20 protein-coding genes and 1 pseudogene are annotated in these 23,410 nt (G+C 72.4%); 13 read left to right on the top strand and 8 right to left on the bottom strand.

The annotated features are described in order from the left end of the window. The 9 genes and pseudogenes from AB0J67_RS20320 to AB0J67_RS20280 all read left to right on the top strand — a co-directional run. A pseudogene (locus AB0J67_RS20320) lies at positions 1-243 on the top strand (hypothetical protein); the annotation flags it as partial. A 13-nt stretch (positions 244-256) separates the two neighbouring features. Continuing rightward, entirely contained in the window at positions 257-1,285 is a 1,029-nt protein-coding gene (locus AB0J67_RS20315; RefSeq protein ID WP_363484787.1) for a sugar ABC transporter permease, read from the top strand. Between the two features lie 68 nt (positions 1,286-1,353). Then, entirely contained in the window at positions 1,354-2,196 is an 843-nt protein-coding gene (locus tag AB0J67_RS20310) for a carbohydrate ABC transporter permease (RefSeq protein ID WP_363484799.1), read from the top strand. Next, positions 2,193-3,611, top strand: coding sequence for a GH1 family beta-glucosidase (locus AB0J67_RS20305; RefSeq protein WP_363484784.1), 1,419 nt, complete (start codon positions 2,193-2,195; stop codon positions 3,609-3,611). Before AB0J67_RS20310 ends, AB0J67_RS20305 begins: the two co-directional genes overlap by 4 nt. Positions 3,612-3,676: 65 nt before the next feature. Continuing rightward, the gene (locus AB0J67_RS20300; RefSeq protein ID WP_363484781.1) at positions 3,677-4,699 is read left to right on the top strand and encodes a LacI family DNA-binding transcriptional regulator; all 1,023 of its coding nucleotides are present in this window, start codon (positions 3,677-3,679) and stop codon (positions 4,697-4,699) included. A gap of 492 nt (positions 4,700-5,191) precedes the next feature. Next, positions 5,192-5,983 carry an amino acid-binding protein gene (locus AB0J67_RS20295; RefSeq protein WP_363484779.1) on the top strand — a complete coding sequence of 264 codons (792 nt, stop codon included), beginning with the start codon at positions 5,192-5,194 and terminating at the stop codon, positions 5,981-5,983. A 153-nt stretch (positions 5,984-6,136) separates the two neighbouring features. Then, entirely contained in the window at positions 6,137-7,273 is a 1,137-nt protein-coding gene (locus AB0J67_RS20290; RefSeq protein WP_363484776.1) for a GNAT family N-acetyltransferase, read from the top strand. 151 nt (positions 7,274-7,424) lie between these two features. Further along, the gene (locus AB0J67_RS20285; protein WP_363484773.1) at positions 7,425-8,966 is read left to right on the top strand and encodes a nitric oxide synthase oxygenase; all 1,542 of its coding nucleotides are present in this window, start codon (positions 7,425-7,427) and stop codon (positions 8,964-8,966) included. A gap of 240 nt (positions 8,967-9,206) precedes the next feature. Beyond that, complete coding sequence (locus AB0J67_RS20280; protein WP_363484770.1) at positions 9,207-10,151, top strand: polysaccharide deacetylase family protein; 945 nt, start codon at positions 9,207-9,209, stop codon at positions 10,149-10,151. Positions 10,152-10,332: 181 nt separating this feature from the next. Here the strand turns inward: AB0J67_RS20280 and AB0J67_RS20275 are convergent, their stop codons facing one another. Then, positions 10,333-10,530 carry a hypothetical protein gene (locus AB0J67_RS20275; RefSeq protein WP_363484796.1) on the bottom strand — a complete coding sequence of 66 codons (198 nt, stop codon included), beginning with the start codon at positions 10,528-10,530 and terminating at the stop codon, positions 10,333-10,335. Positions 10,531-10,538: 8 nt separating this feature from the next. Then, on the bottom strand, positions 10,539-11,546 hold the full coding sequence (gene bioB, locus AB0J67_RS20270; protein ID WP_363484767.1) for a biotin synthase BioB: 1,008 nt from the start codon (positions 11,544-11,546) through the stop codon (positions 10,539-10,541). 69 nt (positions 11,547-11,615) lie between these two features. Between bioB and AB0J67_RS20265 the strand changes: the two genes are divergently transcribed. Beyond that, positions 11,616-12,752 carry an 8-amino-7-oxononanoate synthase gene (locus tag AB0J67_RS20265; protein WP_363484764.1) on the top strand — a complete coding sequence of 379 codons (1,137 nt, stop codon included), beginning with the start codon at positions 11,616-11,618 and terminating at the stop codon, positions 12,750-12,752. Between the two features lie 17 nt (positions 12,753-12,769). After that, a complete protein-coding gene (gene bioD / locus AB0J67_RS20260; RefSeq protein WP_363484793.1) occupies positions 12,770-13,483 on the top strand; it encodes a dethiobiotin synthase in 714 nt (237 codons plus the stop codon). Positions 13,484-13,582: 99 nt separating this feature from the next. Here bioD and AB0J67_RS20255 read toward each other — a convergent pair whose 3' ends face one another. The 3 genes from AB0J67_RS20255 to AB0J67_RS20245 all read right to left on the bottom strand — a co-directional run bounded on the left by AB0J67_RS20255 (position 13,583) and on the right by AB0J67_RS20245 (position 17,510). Further along, entirely contained in the window at positions 13,583-14,725 is a 1,143-nt protein-coding gene (locus AB0J67_RS20255) for a cytochrome P450 (protein WP_363484790.1), read from the bottom strand. Between the two features lie 124 nt (positions 14,726-14,849). After that, positions 14,850-15,881: a zinc-dependent alcohol dehydrogenase family protein gene (locus AB0J67_RS20250; RefSeq protein WP_363484761.1), complete on the bottom strand. Its 1,032-nt coding sequence runs from the start codon at positions 15,879-15,881 to the stop codon at positions 14,850-14,852. Positions 15,882-15,977: 96 nt separating this feature from the next. Next, positions 15,978-17,510 carry a beta-N-acetylhexosaminidase gene (locus AB0J67_RS20245; RefSeq protein WP_363484758.1) on the bottom strand — a complete coding sequence of 511 codons (1,533 nt, stop codon included), beginning with the start codon at positions 17,508-17,510 and terminating at the stop codon, positions 15,978-15,980. A 256-nt stretch (positions 17,511-17,766) separates the two neighbouring features. Here AB0J67_RS20245 and AB0J67_RS20240 point away from each other — a divergent pair, with 256 nt between their 5' ends. Beyond that, positions 17,767-18,801, top strand: a complete 1,035-nt coding sequence (locus AB0J67_RS20240; RefSeq protein WP_363484755.1) for a LacI family DNA-binding transcriptional regulator — start codon at positions 17,767-17,769, stop codon at positions 18,799-18,801. Positions 18,802-18,868: 67 nt separating this feature from the next. On the opposite strand, the gene AB0J67_RS20235 is transcribed toward AB0J67_RS20240, so the two are convergent. From AB0J67_RS20235 to AB0J67_RS20225, 3 genes are all read right to left on the bottom strand, one after another. Then, positions 18,869-19,780: a carbohydrate ABC transporter permease gene (locus AB0J67_RS20235; protein WP_363484752.1), complete on the bottom strand. Its 912-nt coding sequence runs from the start codon at positions 19,778-19,780 to the stop codon at positions 18,869-18,871. Then, positions 19,777-20,682, bottom strand: coding sequence for a sugar ABC transporter permease (locus AB0J67_RS20230; protein ID WP_363484749.1), 906 nt, complete (start codon positions 20,680-20,682; stop codon positions 19,777-19,779). The genes AB0J67_RS20235 and AB0J67_RS20230 overlap by 4 nt, the downstream gene beginning before the upstream one ends. 65 nt (positions 20,683-20,747) lie before the next feature. Further along, the gene (locus AB0J67_RS20225) at positions 20,748-22,049 is read right to left on the bottom strand and encodes a sugar ABC transporter substrate-binding protein (protein ID WP_363484746.1); all 1,302 of its coding nucleotides are present in this window, start codon (positions 22,047-22,049) and stop codon (positions 20,748-20,750) included. A gap of 276 nt (positions 22,050-22,325) precedes the next feature. Here AB0J67_RS20225 and AB0J67_RS20220 point away from each other — a divergent pair, with 276 nt between their 5' ends. Next, positions 22,326-23,330, top strand: a complete 1,005-nt coding sequence (locus AB0J67_RS20220) for a hydroxyacid dehydrogenase (RefSeq protein WP_363484743.1) — start codon at positions 22,326-22,328, stop codon at positions 23,328-23,330. Positions 23,331-23,410 lie beyond the last annotated feature (80 nt).

The raw sequence follows: 23,410 nt of genomic DNA, 5'->3' as shown, positions 1-23,410 counted from the left end.
GTCGTCTCCGGCGGCGAGAACCTCATCCCCCGCCCCGTCCAGGAGCTGCTCGCCGAGCAGCCGCAGGTCCGCGAGGCCGCCGAGATCGGCGTCCCCGACCCGGTCGTCGACCGCGCACCCCGCGCATGGCAGTCACTACCAACTGGGTCGCCCGCTATCGCAGCCTCTGCTCGGCAGCGCCCCGCCACCACGTCGCGGGGCAGGCGAGCGGGCTGGCGCCGCGGGACTCCGCCGGCCGGCTAGCACAGGAGTGGTCATGACAGTGCAATCCTCCACGCGACGCGACGTCGCGCCGGGGCATCGCAGGGCCGGTGGCTCGCCGCCGCCCACCGAACCGCGCAGGAGCAAGGGAGCGCTCGGGCGGCTCGACATCAAGTACTCCCCGTACCTCTACATCGCGCCGTTCTTCGTCGTCTTCGGCATCTTCGGCCTCTGGCCGCTGATCTACACGCTGCGGATGTCGCTCTACGACTGGGATCTCGGGTCGACCGTCGAGACCGCCAAGTTCGTCGGGCTCGACAACTTCGTGATGTTCCTCGGCGACAGCGACTTCTGGAACTCGGTCGTCAACACGATCGCGATGTTCCTCATGTCCACGGTGCCGCAGCTGATCCTCGCGCTGATCCTCGCGAACGCGCTGAACAAGCGCCTGCGCGGGCGCACGCTGCTGCGGATGGGCGTGCTGATCCCGAACATCACCTCGGTCGCCGCGGTGTCCATCGTCTTCACCCAGCTCTACAGCCGCGACTTCGGCCTGATCAACTGGGTGCTGGGACTGGTCGGCGTGGAACCGATCGAGTGGCAGGCGCACAGCTGGTCGTCCTGGGTCGCCATCTCCTCGATGGTCGACTGGCGCTGGACCGGCTACAACGCGCTGATCTTCCTGGCCGCCATGCAGTCGATCCCGCGCGACATCTACGAGTCGGCCTCGCTGGACGGCGCGTCGTCGTGGCGGCAGTTCTGGACCATGACGGTGCCCATGCTGCGGCCCACCATCATCTTCGTCACCATCATCTCCACCATCGGCGGCCTGCAGCTCTACGGTGAGCCGCTGCTGTTCACCGGCGGTGGCAACCCGCTGCTCGGCGGCTCGGACCGCCAGTCGCAGACGGTGACGATGTTCCTGATGGAGCAGTTCTACATGAAGTTCGAGCTGGGCCGCGCCGCCACGGTCGCCTGGCTGCTCTTCGTCATGATCTTGGTATTCAGTTTGATCAACTTCCTGTTCACCCGGAGCTTGCGCTCCGCCGACGGGAACGCGAAGAAGAAGAAGGTGAAGCGATGACCGCCACGGCAGTCCGGACCGGCGGCCGTGAAGCCGCCCCGCCCCCGCCGCGCAAGCGCCGCAAGAGCATGGGCGCCGCCGAGCGGCTCTGGCACGCCAGCCCGCTCACCTACCTCACCCTGCTCGCCGCGGTGGCGCTGTCGGTCTTCCCGCTCTACTTCATGTTCGTGATCGCCACGCGCACCAACGACGCGATCGGGCAGACCCCGCCCCCGATGACCCCGGGCGGCGAGATCGGCTCGAACGTCGACCGGCTGGTCAACAACGAGGGCGCGGCCTTCATGACCGGTCTGGTCAACTCGGCCATCGTGGCGACCGTGGTCACCGTGTTCGTGGTCTTCTTCTCGTCGCTGGCCGGCTTCGCCTTCGCGAAGCTGCGCTTCCAGGGCCGCAACGGCCTGATGCTGGCCATCCTGATCACGATGATGGTGCCGACGCAGCTGGGCATCGTGCCGCTCTACCAGATGATGTACGAGTGGGACCTGCACAACAAGCTGCCGTCGGTGATCCTGCCGTTCCTGGTCAGCGGCTTCGGCGTGTTCATGATGCGCCAGTACGCCAGCCAGGCGGTGCCCGACGAGCTGATCGAGGCGGCCCGCATGGACGGCTGCAGCACGTTCCGCACCTACTGGAACGTGGTGCTGCCCGGCCTGCGCCCCGCCATCGCCGTGCTCGGCCTGTTCACCTTCATGGAGCAGTGGAACTCGTTCCTCTGGCCCCAGATCGCGCTGGGCGACCCGCTGAACCCGACCGTTCAGCTGTCCCTGCAACGCCTTTCGCAGGGCTACTACAACGACTACTCCCAGGTGTTCGCGGGTACGCTGCTCAGTGTCGTGCCGTTGCTCGTGATCTTCATTATCTTCGGTCGTCAGATCATCGGCGGCATCATGGAAGGTGCTGTAAAAGCGTGACAATCCAGCAAGACTCGCAGCTCGCCTCGCCGGCGGTGGCGTTCCCCCAGGACTTCCTGTGGGGCGCGGCCACGGCCTCCTACCAGATCGAAGGCGGCGCGTTCGAGGATGGGCGCACCTCGTCCATCTGGGACACCTTCAGCCGCACCCCGGGCAAGGTGCTCAACGGCGACAACGGCGACGTGGCCTGCGACCACTACCATCGCAGGGCCGACGACGTCCGGCTCATGTCGGAGCTCGGGCTCCGGTCGTACCGCTTCTCCGTCGCCTGGCCGCGCGTGCAGCCGGGCGGCCGGGGGCCGGCCAACCAGAAGGGTCTCGACTTCTACCGCGGCCTGGTGGACGACCTGCTCGGCCGGGGCATCGAGCCCTGGCTGACGCTCTACCACTGGGACCTGCCGCAGGAGCTCGAGGACGCGGGCGGCTGGCCGGCGCGTGACACCGCCTACCGGTTTGCCGAGTACGCGGGCCTCGTCCACGACGCGCTCGGTGACCGGGTGAAGTTCTGGACCACCCACAACGAGCCCTGGTGCAGCGCGTTCCTCGGGTACGGCTCCGGCGTGCACGCCCCCGGCGTGACCGACGGCGCCAAGGCCCTGGCCGCGGCGCACCACCTCAACCTGGGTCACGGCCTGGCCGTGCAGGCGATCCGCGCCGCGGTGCCGGACCGGCAGATGGGCATCACCCTCAACCTGCACTCGCTGAAGGCGGCGTCCGACGCCGAGGCCGACCGCGATGCCGAGCGCCGCATCGACGGCGTCGGCAACCGGGTCTTCCTGGACCCGATCTTCCGCGGTGAGTACCCGGCCGACCTGCTGGCCGACACCGCCGAGCTGACCGACTGGGGCTTCGTGCACGACGGCGACCTGGCGGTCATCAACCAGCCGCTGGACATGCTCGGCGTCAACTACTACACCCGGCAGGTCGTGGCGGGCCCGTCCGACGACGGCGCGCCGCAGTCGCACTGGCGGGCGCCGTCGGCGTGGCCGGGCAGCGGGCAGGTCCGCTTCCTGACCCGCGAGCTGCCGGTGACCGAGATGGGCTGGGAGGTGGACCCGGACGGCCTGGTCGCCCTGCTCAAGCGCACGCACGAGGACTACGGCCCGATCCCGATGTACATCACGGAGAACGGCGCCGCGTACGACGACCGGGTGGCCCCGGACGGCTCGGTGCCGGACCCGGACCGCGTCGCCTACCTGGACGCCCATCTGAAGGCGTGCCATGAGGCGATGGCGGCGGGGGTGCCCTTGCGGGGATACTTCGCGTGGTCGCTGCTGGACAACTACGAGTGGGCCTGGGGCTACTCGCGGCGGTTCGGCATCGTCCATGTCGACTATGACACCCAGGTACGCACGCCGAAGACCAGTGCACACTGGTACGCGGACGTGATCCGGCGCGGCGGGCTCGCCGCCTGACGGCACAGCGGACCCGGGGCCGGCCAGCGGTCGGCCCCGGGCCCGCCCAGAACGAGGAGCAATCGATGACGACGCAGCGCACCAGGTCTGCGGGCCGGCCCACGCTGGACGAGGTGGCCGCGCTGGCCGGCGTGGGGCGGGGCACCGTGTCGCGTGTCGTCAACGGCTCGCCCCAGGTCAGCCCCGAGGCGCGCAGCGCCGTGCAGGAGGCCATCAAGGAGCTGGGCTACGTGCCCAACCGCGCCGCCCGAGCCCTGGTCACCCAGCGCACCGACTCCGTCGCGCTGGTGGTCTCCGAGTCGCAGGAGCGGGTCTTCGCCGAGCCGTTCTTCGCCGGCATCGTGCGCGGCATCAGCTCCGCGCTGTCGGACACCTCGCTGCAGCTGTGGCTGGCCATGGCGCAGACCCCGGCCGAGCGCCAGCGCGTCGAGCACCACCTCACCAGCCAGCACGTCGACGGCGTGCTGCTGGTCATGCTGCACGAGTCGGACAACCTGGTGCACCTGCTCAACCAGCGCGGCCTGCCCGCCGTGCTCGGCGGCCGCCCGGTCAGCGTCGAGCAGCAGATCTCGTACGTCGACATGGACAACGTCAACGGCGCCCGCGTCGCCGTGGAGTACCTGCTCGCCTCCGGCCGCAAGCGGGTCGCCACCATCGCCGGCCCGCAGGACCTCGGCGTGGGCGTCGACCGCCTGGTCGGCTACCGGGCCGCCGTGCAGACCGCCGCCGTCGAGCCGCTGATCGAGTTCGGCGACTTCAGCGAGTACAGCGGCGTCGAGGCGATGCGCCGGCTGCTGGCCCGCCGCCCCGACCTGGACGCCGTCTTCGTCGCCTCCGACCTGATGGCCGCCGGTGCGATGCGCGCCCTGCGCGACGCCGGCCGTCGCATCCCCGAGGACGTTGCCGTGATCGGCTTCGAGGACTCGCCAGTCGCCCGGCAGACCGAGCCGCCGCTGACCACCGTCTACCAGCCCGTCGAGGACATGGGCCGGCACATGGTCCGCCTGCTCCTCAGCCGCATCCGCGGCGAGCAGGAACCCAGCCACATTCTCCTCGACACCCACCTGGTCCACCGCAACTCTGCTTAGCTGGCGCGTGCTCCGCACGCGGGGGTGGCGCGGTCCTGGGCGGTTGGTGGCGGGTGAGGCTGGCGGGCGAACGCTGGGGTAGCGCGGTCGTGGGCGCTTGGCGGCGCGTGACGAGGGCGGCCGGGGCGCGGGGTGGGACGGCGGGTTCATTCGTCGTCCGCTTGGTGGACACGCGTTGACTGTGGTCCGTTCGAGCGTGGAGGATATGAGTCCGCCCGCACGTCGGGCGGCGCTTTGTATTCAACGTGATCATTGCGTGTGGCGACACGGTGTGGTGTTGCCCGCGTTTTGCCCGTGATCGGCGATCATGGGTGGGCCCGGGTGGCGGCAATGGCGGCGCCGGACCGGTGAGGGCGGTGCTGAGCTGCGGAGACGCGGTGGAGATTTCGTCTCCCGCGGATACGGCGCCGCAATACGTACGAAACGGTAATAGGCCAAGCTCGGACAGAGTTCCGGCACGAGCCTGAGTGCCGTCCGTCGAGAGGAGCCGCCATGCTGCTGAGGGTCAGAGTCGCCCTGCCCGACCGCCCCGGCTCGCTGGGGCAGGTGGCCCGGACCCTGGGTGTGGCCGGTGCGGACATCGTCCAGGTGGTGGTGCTGGAGCGGCTCGGCGGCCGGGCGATCGACGACTTCACCGTGGTGTGGCCCGGTGGCGCCGGCGTGGAGCGGCTGCGGGCCGGCCTGAGCGCGATGCCGGGCGTGCGGGTCGACGGCATCTGGCGGGCGATCGGCGCGCCGGTGGCCGGCGCGTTCGACGCCGAGCTGCTGACGCAGGTCGCCTCGAACCCGGCCGAAGGCCTGGCCACGCTGGTGGACACGGTCCCGGCGCTGCTGGCGGCCGACTGGGCGATGGCGCTGCGGGTCCCTGCGGACTGGGCCGCCCGCGGCTCGGTCGGCATCGACGTGCGCCACGGCGCGGACGACATGGCGGTGCTCGGCGCGGTCCGCAAGCGTCCCGTGCCGCCGGTCGTCTACGCCAGCTGGCGGGCGCCGGATCAGCTGGCGCTGCCCGAGGTCACGCCGTTGCGGGCGCGCGCGATGACCGGCCCCGACGGCACCCGGTACGCGCTGGCGCCGTTCGGCCGCGCGGGCCTGGTGCTGGTGGTGGCGCGGTCCGCGGACGACGAGCTGCCGGTGGCCGCGTTCCACGCCACCGAGGTCGACCGGGTCGCGCAGCTGGTGCGCGCGGGCGCGGCGATCCTCGGCGACCGGCTGGACGCGGTGCAGGCGCCCGCGCCCCGGGCGGCCGAGCGCACCGCAGAGGAGCCCGCCTCGGCGGTCTGACCTGCGCGAATCCGCCATGCCTGTGACCTCGGGCATAGTTAGATCTTGATAAGACCGTGTAACGGTCCCGAAACACGACAGGCGCACGCTGATTCCTGTCGGTGGCCGCCCCCATCATGGAGGTGTCGCCGCCGGCGGGAAAAGGAGCAGGTCATGGCGTTGTGGCGGGTGCGGGCGACCGTTGACGATCGTCCCGGGTTCCTGGCGGTGCTGACGGCGAGTCTGGCGCTGCGGTCGGTCAACATCCTCGCGGTGCAGGTGCACACCACCGAGGCGGGCGCCGTCGACGACTTCCTGGTGGACGCGCCGGACGCGCTGACCGAGGACGAGTTGGTCGCGGCCATCGAGCGCGGCCGCGGGCGCGACGCCTGGGTGAGCCGCTCCGACGTGTACGGGCTGATCGACCCGCCGACGCACGCGCTGGGCCTGGCCGCCCGGCTCGCCGCCGACCCCGACGGGCTGCACGGCGCGCTGTCGAGCCTGCTCGGCGGTGCCCTGGTCCGGCGCGAGGCCGGCGGCGCGACCGCCACCGGGCACTCCGACACCACGATGCGGCTGGCGGACCCGCTCAGCCACGGCGGCGCGCTGGTGGTGACCCGGCTCGAGCCGGCCTTCACCCCGGCCGAGTTCGCCCGCGCGCAGGCTTTGGTCGAGGTCGCACGGGCCACCGTCACCCGCCGGATGGCGGGCGGGGTGGTGCTGCTGCCCGACGGCGCCGAGGTGACGTTCCGTCCCGCCGGTTCGGCAGACGTGTCCGCCGTGCACGAGATGCACTCCCGCTGCGGCGAGCGCAGCCTCTACCTGCGCTACCTCGCCGGCACCCGCGGCCCGAGCCGGGCCCGGCTGTCCCGGCTGCTCACCCCGGCCCGAGGCTGCACGCTGGTGGCCGAGACGACCGAGGCGGCACCCTCCGCCGGCCTGACCGGACTGCCCGGACGGCAGCTGGGAGGCGACTTTCCGGCCGGGCTCGCGCCGGCGTCGGCGTCCGCACCGGCCGGCGGCAGCCACATCGTCGCCGTGGCCAACCTGATCGGCGAGGGGGAGACGGCCGAGGTCGCCCTGCTCGTCGAGGACGGGTGGCAGCGCCGGGGGATCGGCACGGCACTGCTGCGCCGGCTGCTGGCGCTGGCGGGCCCGGCCGGGTTCCGGTCGGTCACGGTGCACACGCACTGCGAGAACGACGCGATGCTGCGCACCATGCGGCGCCTGCCGCACCCCGCCCGCACCGACCGTGACGGCTCGCTCATCAGTGCCACCATCGCGGTGACGGAGCTGCGAACCACGGTGTGACCTGGTGGAGCGCGGCGCGACCTGAGGAGTGATCTGGCCGGACCCTCGGTAGGCGGTCGCACACATTGTGCGATGGCTATGTCGAGGGCCGGTCTTTGATTCACTCATGACCGTCCCTCACATACCTCCCACGGGATACCGTGATGCTCCGTTGACGGACTGGGACCCGGACCGGCCGGTCGACTTCGCCGAGGCCGAGGAGTTCCTGCGCACCTGCTACGCCGAGCTGCCCAAGCTCGGCCCGGTCGAGCCACGGCTCGCCGTGGTGCGCGAGCAGATCGCCGCGCTGGGGACGTACACCCACACGCACGCCGAGCTGGTGCACGGCGCGCGCATGGCCTGGCGCAACGCCAGCCGCTGCATCGGCCGGGTGTACTGGCGCAGCCTCACCGTGCTGGACCGGCGACAGCACCGGGACCCGGACCGCATCTTCGACGATCTGGTGAGCCACCTGCACATGGCCACCGGCGAGGGGGCGTCCCGGGGCAGGCTGCGGGCGGTCATCTCGATCTTCGGCCAGGCGGTCCCCGGCCGCCCGGTGACCCGCCTCTGGAACGACCAGCTCATCCGGTACGCGGGCCACCGCAAAGCCGACGGGTTCGTCGGCGACCCGCAGTACGAGCAGTTCACCGAGGCGGTCACCCGGCTCGGCTGGACCGGCAAGGGCAGCGCGTTCGACCTGCTGCCGCTGGTGCTGCAGACCGATGGCGGCGAGCCGCGGCTCTACGAGCTGCCCGAGTCGGCCGTGCTGGAGGTGCCGCTCGCGCACCCGGAGTACGGCTGGTTCGCCGAGCTCGGCCTGCGCTGGCACGCGGTGCCGGCCATCGCGAACATGCGGCTGTCGATCGGCGGCGTGGACTACCCGCTGGCGCCGTTCTCCGGCTGGTACATGGGCACCGAGATCGGTGCCCGTAACCTGGCCGACGCCCAGCGATACCACCAGATCCCGGTCATCGCGGCCAGGATGGGCCTGGACACCGGCAGCGAGTCGACGCTGTGGCGCGACCGGGCGCTGGTCGAGCTGAACCGGGCGGTGCTCTGGTCCTTCGAGCGGGCGGGGGTGCGGGTCACCGACCACCACAGCGAGTCGCGCCTGTTTCTGACCCACGTGGAGCGCGAGCGCCGCGCGGGGCGGGACACCCCGGCCGACTGGACCTGGATCGTGCCGCCCATGTCGGGCGGCCTTACCCCGGTGTTCCACCGCTACTACACCGAGGCCGACCAGCGGCCGAACTTCTACCTCGACCACACCGCCCGCGACCTGTCGCTGACCGGAACCCCCGCTGCCGTACGCGTCACGGTGCCCGCCCAGCGCACCGCGGTCGAGCGGCGCACCGCCGAGACGCCGCGCGGCGCGATCGGCCACACCGGCGCCCGCTGCCCCGTCACCGGCCAGACCGCCCCCGAGCCCACCCTCGGCCCGCCCACCGACCTCCCACCCGACGACCCGACCCGCACCGCCCCCCTCGCCCCGGCCACCGTCGACGCGGCAGCCCTGGCCCCGGCAGCCCCGGACCCGGCCGCCCTCTACGCGGCCGGCTACGACCCGACCGCCGTGCAAGCGGCCGGCTACGACCCGACCGGCGCGCAGGTGGTCGTCCGCGACGCCGTCCCCGCCGGCAGCGCTCCCGCCCCGATCCCCGCCGAGCCGGTCCCCGCCCGCAAACGCGGTCTCCGCCGCCTCCTCGGCTGACCCGCCGCCGTACCAAGATCGCGTCGATCTTGCGCGAACTGTTGGGGATATGCCCGAAAAGGGCGTGTCGTACCCACAGTCCACGCAAGATCGACGCGACTTGGGCTGCGGGAACGGGGCTGTCGTGGGGGTTTGGTGGGGGTCGTTGGGCCGGTCACTTCGATCATCGGCAGGCTGCAATCGGGGCGGGCATGGACTATGGTCGGTGGACGCTGAACCCCCGCACCCCCAGGAGTTCGCATGCACCGACGCATGGCGGTTTCCGCTGTCGTTGCCCTGATCGCGCTCGCAGCATGCGCCCAACCTCCCAAGCCCGGGGCCCAGGGCACCGCCTCCCCGGCGGCGCCGGTCCCCACGAGCACCCCGGCCACACCGTCGCTGCCGACGCCGACGCCGACGCTGCAACTGACGCCGACACCCCCGGCGCACCCCACGACCACCGCGAAGCCGCGCCCGCCGGTGCGGCCGATCAGCTGTACCGGCAAGGTCGCGCAGAGCCGGCCCGCGGCGACGGGCACCGGGCCGGGCGGCTCGGTGGTCAAGACGGGCACCGCGGCGGTCGCGCTCACCTTCGACGACGGGCCCGACCCGATCAACACCCCCAAGATCCTGGACCAGCTGAAGCAGTGCGGCGTGAAGGCCACCTTCTGCCTGGTCGGCTTCCGGGCCCGGGACAACCCGGCCATGGTGGCCCGGATCGCGGCCGAGGGGCACACCCTGTGCAACCACTCGTGGCAGCACCTGTTCGACCTGGCCAAGCGGGATGAGTCGTACATCCGCCGCGACCTGCAGAAGACCAACGACGCCATCCACAAGGCGGCACCCGGTGCGCGGATCTCGTACTTCCGGGCGCCCGGCGGCAACTTCACCGGCAAGCTGGTGAGCATCGCCCAGAGCATGGGCATGAAGTCGATCTACTGGCACGTCGACCCGCGTGACTGGGAGAACTCCAAGTACGGCCGGGGCACCTCGATGGTGAACCACGTCATCGCCGCGGTCGAGCGGGACGTGCGGCCGGGCTCGATCATCCTGTCGCACGACAACGGCAAGCCGGACACGATCGCCGCGTACCGCACGCTGCTGCCCTGGCTGAAGGCCCGCTACACGCTCATCGGCCTGCCGGAGCTGCCCGGCCCGCCCGCCGCGGCACCACCGGCCGCCCCGTCCCCGGCCCCACTGCCCTGACCCGCCGGCCCGGGGTCCCGGCCCCCGCCTCGCGGAGACGTTGGCCTATCCCATCGACTTCGATCGCGAAATAGTCGATTGATAGGCCAACGTCTATGTAAACGCGCGTCGCGCAGCAGAGCGCGGGCCGCCGCGCGACAGACGCGGGGCTGTCGGGCAGCGGGCGCGGAGCCGGCGGGTGTCAGGGGGCGGAGCTGTCGAGCGTGCCGTGTTCGACGCAGCTCGCGGTCCAGCCCGTGGGGACGACCTGGACCTTCATGCGGCGGCGGCAGTGCGCGCAGTAGCGCGGCGGCTCCAGCTCGCGGGCCGCCCGGCAGCCGGCGTGCGCGGCGGCGTCGGCCGGGTCGGCCTCGCCGCAGCGGTCGCAGTACGTCCCCACGGCCGCGCTCACAGCGTCGCCGACAGCGCCTTGACCGGCATCTTGAGCTCCTGCAGCAGCTCCAGATCCGAGGTCGCGGGCCGGCCCAGCGTGGTCAGGTAGTTGCCGACGATCACCGCGTTGATGCCGCCGAGCAGGCCCTCGCGGGTGCCGAGGTCGCCGAGCGTGATCTCGCGGCCGCCCGCGTACCGCAGGATGGTGCGCGGCAGCGCCAGCCGGAAGGCGGCGATGGCGCGCAGCGCGTCCTTCGGGTCCATCACCGGCTGGTCGCCCAGCGGGGTGCCCGGCCGCGGGTTCAGGAAGTTCAGCGGCACCTCGTCCGGCTGCAGCTCGGCGAGCTGCGCGGCGAACTCGGCGCGCTGTTCGAGGGTCTCGCCGAGGCCGAGGATGCCGCCGCAGCACACCTCCATGCCGGAGTCGCGCACCATCTTCAGGGTGCTCCAGCGCTCCTCCCAGGAGTGCGTGGTGACCACGTTCGGGAAGTACGACTTGCAGGTCTCCAGGTTGTGGTTGTACCGGTGGATGCCCATGTCCACCAGGTCGTCGACCTGCTCCTGGGTCAGCATGCCGAGGCTCGCGGCGACGTGGATGTCGACGGCCTCCTTGATCGCCTTGACGCCGTCGCGCATCTGCTGCATGAGCTTGGCGTCCGGGCCGCGCACCGCGGCCACGATGCAGAACTCGCTCGCGCCGGTCGCCGCGGTCTGCTGCGCGGCCTTGACCAGCGACGGGATGTCCAGCCAGACGGAGCGTACGGGGGAGGAGAACAGCCCCGACTGCGAGCAGAAGTGGCAGTCCTCGGGGCAGCCGCCGGTCTTCAGCGAGACGATGCCCTCGACCTCGACCTCCGGGCCGCACCAGCGCATGCGCACCTCGTGCGCGAGCTGGAGCGCGGCCGGGATGTCCTCGTCGGGCAGGCGCAGCACCTCGAGGATGTCGGCCTCCTCGAGACCGAGTCCCTCCTCCAGGACACGGGTGCGGGCGCGGTCGAGTACCGATACTGAGCTGGTGGACATGGGCGTACCCTACAACGCGGCCTGTTCGGGTCGGCTGAAGGCCGAGTGAGTACGTGAATGAGTTGAGCGATGGGCGACTGGCTGGGCACCCTGCGGCGCAAGGCGGAGCTGCGCGAGCGCGCCGGTCTGCGCCGGGAGTTGCGCCCGCGCGCCGGTGACGACGCTCTCACCGACCTCGCCGGCAACGACTACCTGGGCCTTGCCCGCGACCCGCGGGTGCTCGCGGCGGCCGCCGCGGCGCTGGACGCGTACGGGCTCGGCGCGACCGGCTCCCGCCTGGTGCGCGGCAGCACCGACGCGCACACCGCGCTGGAGGACGCGCTGGCCGGCTGGCTGCGCGCCGAGCAGGCCCTGGTCTACTCCAGCGGCTACCTGGCCAACCTCGGCGCGATCCGGGCCCTGTGCGGGCCGCGCACGCTGCTGGTCAGCGACGCGCACTGCCACGCCTCGCTGATCGACGGCTGCCGCCTGGCCGGGGCCGAGACGATCGTCTTCGCGCACGGCGACGCGGCGGACGCGGCCCGGGTGCTCGCCGCGCACCCCGGACGGCCCGCGGTGGTGCTCACCGAGTCGGTCTTCTCCGTCGACGGCGACCTGGCCCCGCTGGCCGAGCTGCACGCCGCGGCCCGCGCGCACGGCGCGCTGCTGCTGGTCGACGACGCGCACGGGCTGGGGGTGGTCGGCCCGGCCGGGGCGGGTGGCGTGGTCGCCGCCGGGATCGCGGGCGAGCCCGACGTGATCGTCACCGCGACCCTGTCCAAGGCGCTGGGCGGCGCGGGCGGCGTGGTCGCCGGGCCGCAGGCGCTGATCCGCCACCTGGTGGACACCGGCCGCACCTTCATCTTCGACACCGCGCTGCCGCCCGCGGTCGCCGCCGGGGTGGCGCAGGCGCTGGAGCTGGCCCGCGCGGGCGACCCGCTGCGCGCCGTGCTGCGCGAGCGCGCCGCCGCGATCCGCGACGTGTTCCGGGCGGCCGGGCTCGCGGTCACCGACCCGGCGGGCGGCGTGGTCTCGGTCGAGGCGCCGTCGGCGGAGCAGGCCTGGGCCTGGGCCGGTGCCTGCCGTGACAAGGGCGTCGCGGTGGGCTGCTTCCGCCCGCCGTCCACTCCGGACAGCAAGTCGCGGTTGCGGTTGACGGTCAACGCAGGCGTGCCCGCCGCGGACTTCGCGCGGGCTCTGGAGATCATCGTGGAGGTGCGGCCGTGACGGCGCTGACGGGGATAGTGCTGGTCACAGGCACGGACACCGGGGTGGGCAAGACCATCACCACCGCTGCGGTCGCGGCGGCGGCGACCGCGTCGGGGGTACGCACCGCGGTGGTCAAACCGGCGCAGACCGGCGTCGACCCTGCCTACGGCGAGGTGTCCGACATGGACATCGTGGCCCGGCTGGCCGCTCCCGCCACCACCTGCACGCTCGCCGAGTACCCGGATCCGCTGGCGCCCACCGCGGCGGCCCGGGTCGCGGGCACCGAGGCGCTCGACATGTTCGCGATCATGGACGAGATCAAGACGATCGCGGCCGAGCACGAGCTGACCCTGGTCGAGGGCGCGGGCGGGCTGCTGGTCCCGATGGGCCTGCACCCCGGCGGCGCCCAGTGGACGCTCGCCGACCTGGCCGTGGCCCTGTCCGCCCCGGCGATCGTGGTGGCCCGCGCCGGTCTCGGCACCCTCAACCACACCGCCCTCACCCTGGAGGCGATGGCCCGCCGCGGCATCACCGGCCACGTCGTGGTCGGCGCCTGGCCGGACCGTCCCGAGCTGGTCCACTTCACCAACCTTGCCGACCTGCCCGAGGAGCTACACGGCCTGCTCCCCGACGGCGCGGGCGGCATCGAGCCCGGCGTCTTCCGCCGCAGCGCCCCCGGCTGGCTGACCCCCACCCTCTACGGCGACTGCGAAGACCCCCGCACCCTCGCCGACCTCGACGAGGACTGACCCCCAAGATCACCCGATTTGCCAGGCAGATGGGCGAATGCGGCCTCAAGATACGCCCATGTGCCAGGCAAGTCCGACGATCAACCAACCCACCCGGGGTCAGGGGCGGTGGATGGTGAAGGTGTCGGGCATGCGGAAGCTGAGGTTGTCGGGGCACCAGGGGGCGCGGACGATCTCGACATCGCGGAGCAGGGGTGCGGTCTCGGCGACGACGACCGCGGACTCCATCCGCGACAGTGACGCGCCGACGCAGCGGTGGCTGCCCGCGCCGAAGGCCAGGTGGCGGCGCGAGCCGCGCTGACCGGGTACGAAGTCCGCCGGGTGCTCCGCGACCTCGGCGCCCGCGCGGGCGAGCCACAGCACGATGCTCGACCCGGCCCGGACCGGGAACCCGTCCAGCTCCGTGTCGCGGGCGGCGACCCGCCGCCAGGTCGGGATCGGCGGGACCAGGCGCAGCCCTTCCTCGACGACGTCGTCGACGGCGACCGTGCCCCGGGCCAGGCCGGCGAGCACGGCGGGCTCACCGGTCAGCCGGTGCAGCAGCAGCGTCAGGAACTGCGAGGTGGTCTCCTGGCCGGCGACGAGCAGGAAGAACAGCGCCCCGACCGGGGTGTCCTTCGGCAGCCCCGCGGCGGCGGTGTGCGCGCGCAGCTCGCCGACCATGCCGCCCGCGGTCGCGGCGAAGTCGCGCAGCACGGCGTGGAAGCGCCCGACGGTCCCGGCCAGCGCCTGCTGCCGGTCGGCGGCCAGCGGCGCCCAGAACAGCTCCAGCGCGGCGCGGGAGAACTCCTTGACCACGACCGCGTCGGCGTCGGGCAGCTCGACGAGCCGGGCCAGCACCAGCAGCGGCAGGTCGGCGGCGAGGTCGGCGTACAGGTCGACGGGCTCGCCCGCGTGCAGCCGGGCGGACAGCGCGGCGACGCGGCGCCGGACCAGGCCGGTCAGCCACGGGCGCAGCGCCTCGACGCGGTCCGGGTGCAGGGCGCGCGCGGTGATCTCGCGGATCGCGGGATGGGACGCGCCGCCGTTGTTGGCCAGGGTCGCGGGCAGCCGGAAGCCGTACGACGTCAGCACGCGCAGCGCGCTCACCGGCATCGGGCTGATCGCGTCGAGCGCGTTGTCCGGGCGGAACGTCTCCGGATCGGCCAGCACCCGCTTGACGAGCCGGTGCCGGGTCACCACGACATGGGGTACGCCGACGTGGTCGACGACCTCGACGGTCGCTTCGGCCCGCCGGTCGATGTCGAGCGGCTGGTCCCAGGTCCGGAACAGCACTCGCACACGGTACAAGGCGAGCTGAGCCGCCGTTCAGGCGAGGCCTCGCGGCCGAACCCGCTGAGGTCGGGCAGCGTCGCCGGGCGGCGGTCTACGGGGTGATGACGGTGATGCCGGTCGGGGGCGCGTCGCCCATCGCGACCAGCGCGGCGGGCACCTCGTCGAGGCCGATGCTGCGGGTGACGAGCGCGTCGGGCCGCAGCCGCCCGGCGACGACGAGGTCGAGCATGGGGCCGTAGTCGGCGGCGGCCATGCCGTGGCTGCCGAGGAACTCCAGCTCCCAGCCGATGACCCGGCCCACCGGCAGCTCCGGCGCGCCGTGCGGCAGCAGGCCGACCTGCACGTGCCGCCCGCTGCGGCGCAGGCTGAGGACGGCCGCGGCGCAGGTGGCCGGGCTGCCCAGGGCGTCCAGCGTCAGGTGCGCCCCGCCGCCGGTCAGCTCCCGCACCGCCGTCACCGGATCGGTCTGCGCGCTGTTCACGCAGGCCGTGGCGCCGTGCTCGCGGGCCAGGCCCAGCGCGCCGGGGGAGACGTCGACCGCGATCACCCGCGCGCCGTACGCGGCGGCGATCATCACGGCGGACAGCCCGACGCCGCCGCAGCCGTACACGGCGACCCACTCGCCCGCGGCGAGCCGCCCCCGCGCGACGACGGCGCGGTACGCGGTGGCGAACCGGCAGCCCAGCGCCGCCGCGGCCGGGAAGGAGAGCTGCTCGGGGAGCGCGACGAGGTTCAGGTCGGCGTGGTCGATCGCGACGTACTGCGCGAACGAGCCGCGATGGGTGAAGCCCGGCTGGGTCTGCCGCTCGCAGACCTGCGGCGCGCCGCGGCGGCACGGCTCGCAGTCGCCGCAGCCGCAGACGAACGGCACGGTGACCCGGTCCCCGGCCCGCCACCGGGTGACGCCGTCGCCGACCGCGTGCACGGTGCCGGCCAGCTCGTGCCCCGGCACGTGCGGGAACGCGGCGATGTCGGGGTCGTGGCCCATCCAGCCGTGCCAGTCGCTGCGGCACAGCCCGGTCGCCTCGACCTTGATCACGCACCCGTGCGGCGCGGCCGTCGGCTCGGGCAGTTCGCGCACGTCGGGCTGCTGCCCGAAGGCGTCGTAGGCGACCGCGCGCACGTGTACCCCTCCCGCCGGACCGCGCCCGGAGGATCCCGGCCGCGATGCCGAGCACGATACGACGACCACGTCCCCCGTGGACAGGGCCGAGGCCGGCTACGCGTCCGGGCCGGCCTGGTCGAGGGGCTCCGGGCGGCGGTACGCGACGCCGAGGGCGTCGAAGCGGCGCAGCATCACGTCGAGCCGCTCCCGGAAGTCCGGGTAGTCGCTCCGGGTGCCCCAGCCCGCCTCCGCCACCGCGGACAGGCGCGGCAGCAGGTTGTACGCCGCCCGCCCGACCGTCGGCAGGTACTCGCCCCACAGGTTGCCCTGCACGCCGACGACCCGGTTGCCGCCGTCGGGCGCCTCGGCGGGCTCGGGGTCGTAGCCGTACACCTTGTCCAGCGGGCTGTGCCCGCCGATGCCCAGCGGCTCACCGGGCTGGTCGGACTCGTAGTGGTCCAGGTAGAGGTGGGTCTGCGGGGTGGCGATCACGTCGTGCCCGGCCTCCAGCGCGGCGGCGACCTTCGTCTCGTCGCGCCAGGCCATGATCACCGCGTCGGCGGGCGCGCCCCGCTTGACCAGCTCGTCCCACACCACCACCCGGCGGCCGTGGCCGCGCAGGTGGTCGGCCAGCTCGGTGATCCACCAGCCGAGCAGGTCCTCGGGGTCGGTCAGGCCGAGCTGCGCCATGCGCGCCCGCGCGACCGGGTTCGCCGCCCACTCGCCGGGCGGCACCTCGTCCCCGCCGAGGTGCACGTACGCCGCCGGGAACACGTCGACGACCTCGTCGAGCACGTGCTTGCAGAACGTGACCGTGGCGTCATCGCAGTTGAGCACGGTCCGGTAGATGCCCCACCGGGTGCCGGTCGCCAGCCGCGCCGCGGGGTCGTCGCCCAGCTCGGGGTACGCGGCGATGGCCGCGGTGGTGTGGCCGGGGACGTCGATCTCGGGCACGATCGTCACGCCCCGCCGGGCCGCGTACGCGACCAGCTCGCGCAGCTCGTCCTGGGTGTACCAGCCGCCGTGCGGGGTGCGGTCGGCCTGCTTGATGTTCTCGTGGCCGACCGGCGACTCGCTGCGCCACGCGCCGACCTCGGTGAGCAGCGGGTAGCGCTTGACCTCGAAGCGCCAGCCCTGGTCCTCGGTGAGGTGCAGGTGCAGCGTGTTCATGCGGTGCAGCGCGAGCAGGTCGACGACCGTGCGCAGCCAGCTCACCGGCTGGTGCCAGCGGCCCACGTCGATCAGGACACCGCGCCAGGGGTAGCGGGGCCGGTCGGTGATGTCGGCGTACGGCAGGCTCCACTCGACGCCGGACACCGGCTGGGTGCCGCAGATCTGCGGCGGCAGGAGCTGGCGCAGCGCCTGCACGGCCCAGCGCAGCCCGTCGAGGGTGTACGCGGTGGCGCGTACGCCGGAGCCGTCGACGGTGAGCCGGTAGCCCTCGTCGCCGAGCTCGTCGGCCGCCGCGCCGTCCAGGCCGAAGACGAGCTCGGCGTCGGGGGCGTCGGGCAGCGGCAGGCCGGTGGCGGGGCTGAGCAGCTCCCGCAGCAGGTCGGCGATCTCGGCCGGGGCGTGCACCGTGGTGGCGGCGGTCAGCACGCGCCGTCCCGCGGCGGGCGAGTAGGTGGCAGGTCGCGGGATCAGCACGTCGGCTCCTTCGAGGCGTACCCTGTGGAAGCGGTCTTGGAAAGCGGTTTCTAAAGCCGTTGCCCGGACGTTAGTACGGCTTCTTAACAGTAGTCAAGGTTCGCAAATGCCGCACACCCGTGGCGCGCACCGGTCGCGCCGGCTTCGCGGTGGCGGGGCGCGGAATCCGGCGTGGACAGCCTGGACCGGGACGAGTAGGGTAAACGCTTTCTGAAGGCGTTTCCCCTGCTCGTCCCTCGTCCCAATGGGGTCAACCATGAACAAGCGGCCCACGATCCGCGACGTCGCGGCGCTGGCCGGGGTGTCGGTGGCGACGGTGTCACGGGTGCTCTCCGGCGACTACCCCGTCGCCGGGAACACCCGGACCAAGGTCCAGCGCGCCGTGCGCGAGCTGGACTACGTCGTCAACGCCCACGCGCGGGCGCTGTCCGGCGCCACCTCCAACGTCGTCGCCCTGGTGATGTACGACGTCGTCACCCCGTTCTTCGCCCACATCGCCTCCGGAGTCGAGTACCAGGCCACCGAGTCCGACCGGCTGTGCCTGGTGTGCACCACGCACGGCGACCCGGACCGCGAGCTGGAGATCGTCAAGCTGATGCGCGAGCAGCACGCCGACGCGGTCATCCTGGTCGGCGGCGTGCTGATGAACGATGACTACCGCGAGCGGATGTACCGCTACGCCAAGGGCCTGGAGGACGCGGGCAGCCGCCTGGTCCTCTGCGGCCGTCCCTCGCTCGGGCCGGACTTCCCGGCCATCACCGTCGAGTACGACAACGTCGGCGGCGCCTTCTCGGCCACCAGCCACCTGCTCTCCTCCGGCCACCGGCGGATCGCGATGCTGGGCGGCCCGGTCGGCAACACCACCTTCGACGCCCGGCTCGACGGCTACCGCAAGGCGCTGGAGGCGTTCCGGGTGCCGCTCGACCCGGCGCTGATCACCCATGGCGACATGGGCCAGGAGGCCGGCTTCCGGCAGATCCAGCAGCTGCTGGCCAGTGGTGTGGAGTTCACGGCGGTGTTCGCCGCCAACGACCTCGCCGCCGCGGGCGCCATGCGCGGCCTGCGCGCGGCGGGCAAACGCGTCCCTGACGACGTCTCGATCATCGGGTACGACGACACCCCCATGGCACCCGAGCTGACCCCCGCCCTGACCAGCGTGCACCTGCCGCACGAGGAGCTGGGCCGCACCGCGGTCAAGCTCGCCCTGCAACGCGGCGAGGGCTCCGCCCGCCAGCACGTCATGCTCGGCACCCACATCGCCATGCGCGACTCCGTCCGCCCCCTCATCTGACCGAAGTAAGGAAGGGCACCTTCTTAACGGACGTCCGTTAAGAAGGTGCCCTTCCTTTCGCTCGGGGCTACTTGACGGCGCCGGAGGTGAGGCCGGCCTTCCAGTGGCGCTGGAGGGAGAAGAAGGCGAGCACCACCGGCAGCACCGCGACCAGCGAGCCGATGATGACCAGCGGGTAGCGGTCGGGGATCACGGCCAGGGTGGTCTTCCACTGGTAGAGGCCGAGGCTCACCGGGTAGAGGTGGTGGTCGGACAGCATCAGCAGCGGCAGGTAGAAGCTGTTCCAGCCCGCGGTGAACGAGAACAGGAACAGCGTCGCGAAGGCGGGCCGCAGCAGCGGCAGCGAGATCCGGAAGAAGCCGAACAGCTCGCCTGCCCCGTCGACCCGGCTCGCCTCCAGCAGCTCGCCCGGCACGAACGAGCTGCTGAACACCCGCGCCAGGTACACCCCGAACGGGTTGACCAGGCCGGGCAGGAACACGCTCCAGAAGGTGTTGGTCAGGCCCAGCTTCGACGCCATCAGATAGAGCGGCATCGCGGTCGCCGCCGCCGGCACCAGCACCCCGACCAGCACCAGGCCGAACACCTTCTCCTTGCCGGGGAAGGCGTACTTGTCGAAGGCGTACCCGGCGCACAGGCTGATGAAGGAGCCGAGCAGCGCGCCCGCCCCGGCGTACAGCACGCTGTTGAGCATCCAGCGCAGGAAGATGCCGTTCTCCTCGGCGAACAGCCCCCGGAGGTTGTCGGTCAGGTGGAACCCGGCGAACTCGAACCCGCCCGAGCCGAACAGCGCGGCGAAGTCCTTCGTGGAGGAGATCAGCAGCCAGGTCAGCGGCAGCACGGTCCACACCGTGGCCAGCACCAGCACCGTGTTGACCACGGCCCGGGACAGCAGCGGAGTGTGCACGCCGCGGCGGGGGGCGGGAGCCGGCGGCGCGCCCGCGGCCGTGCGTGGCCGGTCGAGGGTGGAGACGCTCATGCTGCCCTCCGGGAGGTGAAGCGGGTGACCACGAACGAGGCGGCGCCCAGCACCACGGCGAAGATGATCGACGCGGCGGCGGCCTGGCCGTAGTCGTGCCGCTCGGCGACCGCGGTGTAGATGAACATGGCGGGCGTCCACTCGCCGCCGATCGCGGCCGACTCGGTCCGGATGATCTGCGGCTCGGTGAACAGCTGCATCGCGCCGATGACGGTGAACAGCACCGCGAGCACCAGCGCGCCCCGGATCAGCGGCGCCTTGACCTTCAGCGCGGTGCGCACCGCGCCCGCGCCGTCGACCGTCGCGGCCTCGATGACCTCGCGCGGGATGGCCTGCAGCGCGGCGAAGAAGATGATGACGTTGTATCCGGTGTGCTGCCAGATCGCGATGTTGGCGATCGCGCCCAGTGCCGCGCCGTAGGAGTTGATGTCCCAGCCCAGCCCGAGCGACTCGAAGACGTCCACCACCGGGGACAGCCCGGGGGTGTAGAGGTAGAACCAGATCGTCGCGGCGATCAGGCCCGGGATGACGTTGGGCAGGTAGAGCGCGAGCTGGAAGAAGCGCTTGGCGCGCGCGTACGCCGAGTCGAGCAGCAGCGCCAGCAGCAGGGCCGCACCGATCATGACGGGGATGTAGACGGCGCAGTAGAGGCCGACGGTGACGAAGCCGTCCCGGAAGCTCTCGCTGCCCAGGGCCCGGGTGAAGTTGTCGAGCCCGACGAAGACCGTCTCGGCGCCGCCGAAGCCAAGCCCCGAGGTCTGCTCGGAGTAGAGGCTGAGCCACACCGCGTAACCGACCGGGACGATCGTGGTGGCGAGGAAGAGGATCAGGAACGGGGCGATGAAGACCGCCGCCGCGCCGCGCTGCCGCCGGCTCAGGGCCGAGGACGCCGATCGGGACATGCTGCTCTCCTTTCGGGAAAGACACCGACGGTGGTGCCCCGCGTGGGGCACCACCGTCGACCGGGTCACTGCGCGACGTTGATCCCGCGGCTCTTCAGGTCGTCGACCGTCCGGCCCTGGGCGGTGCCCAGCACGTCGGCGAGCTTCGCCTTGCCCGCACCCACCTGGGCGTACCCCTCCCGCAGCGCGGCGTTGGTGCTGCCCATCGCCGGGCCCCAGGTCCAGCCGGGCACGATCGCGGCGGCGGACTCGCCGGCCACGGCGTACAGGTCCTGGCCGCCGAAGAACGCGGTGTCGAAGTTCTTCTTGGCCACCTCGGCCAGCTCCGGGATCGCCGGCAGGGTGCTGCTGGCGCCGCTGGACAGGCGGGCCTGGATACCCTCCGGGGTGGTGTTCATCCAGGTGATGAACTTCAGCGCGGCCTCGGTCTTGGTGCTGGTCTTGGCCACGCCGAACGACGAGCCGCCCATCATCGCCGAGGCCGGGGTGCCCCAGTGCGGCAGCGGCGCGGACGCCCACTTGCCGGCCTGGTCCGGCAGGCCGCCGCGCAGGCCGCCCGCGCCCCAGGCGCCGGTCAGCGTCACGAGCAGCTCGCTGTTCTTCTGCTTCTGCGTCTTCTCGTCCGGGGAGACGACCGCGACCAGGTCCTTGTCGAGCATGTCCTGCCAGTACGCGGCGACCTTCGACGTCTCGCCGCCGCTGAGGTCGACCTTCCAGGCGTCGCCCTGCACGGAGAACCACTTGGCGCCGCCCTGCCACGACAGCGAGGTGAGCAGCGACGGGTCGTCCTTCACCCAGTCGGCGATGCGGGCCTTCGGGTTGGCGGCCTTGACCCTCTCCGCCGCCGTCCGGAACTCGTCCCAGGTCTTCGGCACCGCGATGCCGTACTTGTCGAACAGGTCCTTGCGGTAGAACATCACCATCGCGCCCGCGTCCAGCGGCACCGACCAGGTCTTGCCCCCCAGCGTGACCAGGCTCTGCACCGGCGCCGGGAACTTCGACCTCACCAGCTCGCCCGCGCTGCCGGTCAGGTCCTGCAGCTGGCCCTGGCTGACCATGTCGGGAAGCATGTAGTACTCGGCGGTCATGACGTCGGGGGCGTTGCCGGCCTTCACCGCGTTGGCGAACTTGCCGTAGCCGTCGGGGCCGCCCGGGACCTGCTCGAACTTGACCTGCACGTCGGTGTGGGTCTTGTTGAACGCGTCCACGACCTCCTGCGAGGCGCGCAGCCAGGACCAGAAGGTGATCTCGGTGACCGCGGGCTTGTCGGCGGGGGTGTCGGCACTGGAGCAGCCGGTCGCGACCAGAGCCATGGAGACCATGGCGCCGGCGAGCGCGGCGGCCGCCTTCATCGATCGGGCTTTCATGACCGCTCCTTTGCGGGGGGAATCGGATCGTAGCGGAACGTTTTCGCAGTTCAAGGCCCCAGCCCAGGGGCCGGGTGTCGGTGCGCCGGGAGTGGTTCAGATCACCGTGCCCGGCGGAGACAGAAACTAAACCGTTTTCTACGACGTCGTCAAGTAGCCGTTTCCATCTCGTTGCACTACGCCGCGAAGTGCAGTGTTGACCTCGTAAGGAAGTGCGGCTACGGTCCAGATCCCAGAAAGCAAACGGTTACTAAGAGTCGTCCACGGGAGAGCATCGTGAACCAGCCGGACCGCCCTGCCGGGCTCGTCGTGATGCTGCCGTCGGCGGCCACCGCGGTCCTGCCCGCCGACCTGATGTCCCGGCTGGCCGGGGCGCTGCGGCTGGTCGCGCCGCGGGCCGTCGCCGGGTTCGCCGAGGTGCGCGCGGGCCTGTCCGAGGTGGAGGTGCTGGTCACCGGCTGGGGCTGCCCCCCGCTCACCGGCGAGCTGCTCGACGCGATGCCGCGGCTGCGTGCCGTGGTCCACGCCGCCGGCTCGGTCAAGCTGCACGTCGGCCCCGAGGTGTTCGCCCGTGGCATCGCCGTGTCCTCGGCGGCCGACGCCAACGCCGAGCCGGTCGTGGACTTCACCCTCGCCGTGCTGCAGCTCGCGGGCAAGCGCGCCTTCGCCCACGCCCGCCGGTACGCCGAGGGCCGCGCCCCCACCTTCGCCGTCGGCGAGCGGTCCGGCAACGACGGCCGCACCGTCGGCGTCGTCGGCGCGTCCCGCATCGGCCGCCGGGTGATCGCTCGGCTGCGCGCCGCCGGGTTTCGGGTGCTGGTCAACGACCCCTACCTGGACGCCGCCGACGCGCAGGCGCTGGGCGCCGAGCCGGTCGAGCTGGACGAGCTGTGCCGGCGCAGCGACGTGCTGACCCTGCACGCGCCCGAGCTGCCGGAGACGCGCCACATGATCGACGAGCGGCGGCTGGCGCTGCTGCCCGACGGCGCCATCGTCGTCAACACCGCCCGCGGCTCCCTGATCGACACCGACGCCCTGGTGCGGGCCTGCGCGTCCGGCCGCGTCGACGCCGTGCTCGACGTGACGACCCCCGAGCCCCTGCCCGCCGGGCACCCGCTGTTCGCCCTGCCCAACGTGTGGATCACCCCGCACCTGGCGGGCGTCCAGGGCACAGAGGTCCGCCGCCTCGGCGAGTACGCCGTCACCGAGGTCGAGCGCCTCCTGGCCGGCGCCCCTCTCGCCGGCGCCGTCCACGCCGACCAGCTCGCGGTGCTCGCCTGACCCGTCCGTCATAGACCTTGGCCTATCTGGATGACTTTTTCGAGATCGAAGTCATCCAGATAGGCCAACGTCTACGCCAA

Origin of the sequence: Catellatospora sp. NPDC049609, assembly GCF_040675365.1 — a bacterium.
GTDB lineage: Bacteria > Actinomycetota > Actinomycetes > Mycobacteriales > Micromonosporaceae > Catellatospora.
The sequence above is the reverse complement of the archived record's forward strand: the minus strand, read 5'-3'. Positions and strand labels throughout refer to the sequence as shown.

What these genes read in the sequence shown, in the direction of transcription:
- AB0J67_RS20315 (WP_363484787.1), top strand. Translation starts at nt 257, where the DNA reads ATGACAGTGCAATCCTCCACGCGACGCGACGTCGCGCCGGGGCATCGC.
- AB0J67_RS20265 (WP_363484764.1), top strand. Translation starts at nt 11,616, where the DNA reads ATGGGCGACTGGCTGGGCACCCTGCGGCGCAAGGCGGAGCTGCGCGAG.
- AB0J67_RS20235 (WP_363484752.1), bottom strand. Translation starts at nt 19,780, where the DNA reads ATGAGCGTCTCCACCCTCGACCGGCCACGCACGGCCGCGGGCGCGCCG.
- AB0J67_RS20240 (WP_363484755.1), top strand. Translation starts at nt 17,767, where the DNA reads ATGAACAAGCGGCCCACGATCCGCGACGTCGCGGCGCTGGCCGGGGTG.
- AB0J67_RS20225 (WP_363484746.1), bottom strand. Translation starts at nt 22,049, where the DNA reads ATGAAAGCCCGATCGATGAAGGCGGCCGCCGCGCTCGCCGGCGCCATG.
- AB0J67_RS20230 (WP_363484749.1), bottom strand. Translation starts at nt 20,682, where the DNA reads ATGTCCCGATCGGCGTCCTCGGCCCTGAGCCGGCGGCAGCGCGGCGCG.
- AB0J67_RS20300 (WP_363484781.1), top strand. Translation starts at nt 3,677, where the DNA reads ATGACGACGCAGCGCACCAGGTCTGCGGGCCGGCCCACGCTGGACGAG.
- AB0J67_RS20280 (WP_363484770.1), top strand. Translation starts at nt 9,207, where the DNA reads ATGCACCGACGCATGGCGGTTTCCGCTGTCGTTGCCCTGATCGCGCTC.
- AB0J67_RS20310 (WP_363484799.1), top strand. Translation starts at nt 1,354, where the DNA reads ATGGGCGCCGCCGAGCGGCTCTGGCACGCCAGCCCGCTCACCTACCTC.
- bioB (WP_363484767.1), bottom strand. Translation starts at nt 11,546, where the DNA reads ATGTCCACCAGCTCAGTATCGGTACTCGACCGCGCCCGCACCCGTGTC.
- AB0J67_RS20295 (WP_363484779.1), top strand. Translation starts at nt 5,192, where the DNA reads ATGCTGCTGAGGGTCAGAGTCGCCCTGCCCGACCGCCCCGGCTCGCTG.
- AB0J67_RS20290 (WP_363484776.1), top strand. Translation starts at nt 6,137, where the DNA reads ATGGCGTTGTGGCGGGTGCGGGCGACCGTTGACGATCGTCCCGGGTTC.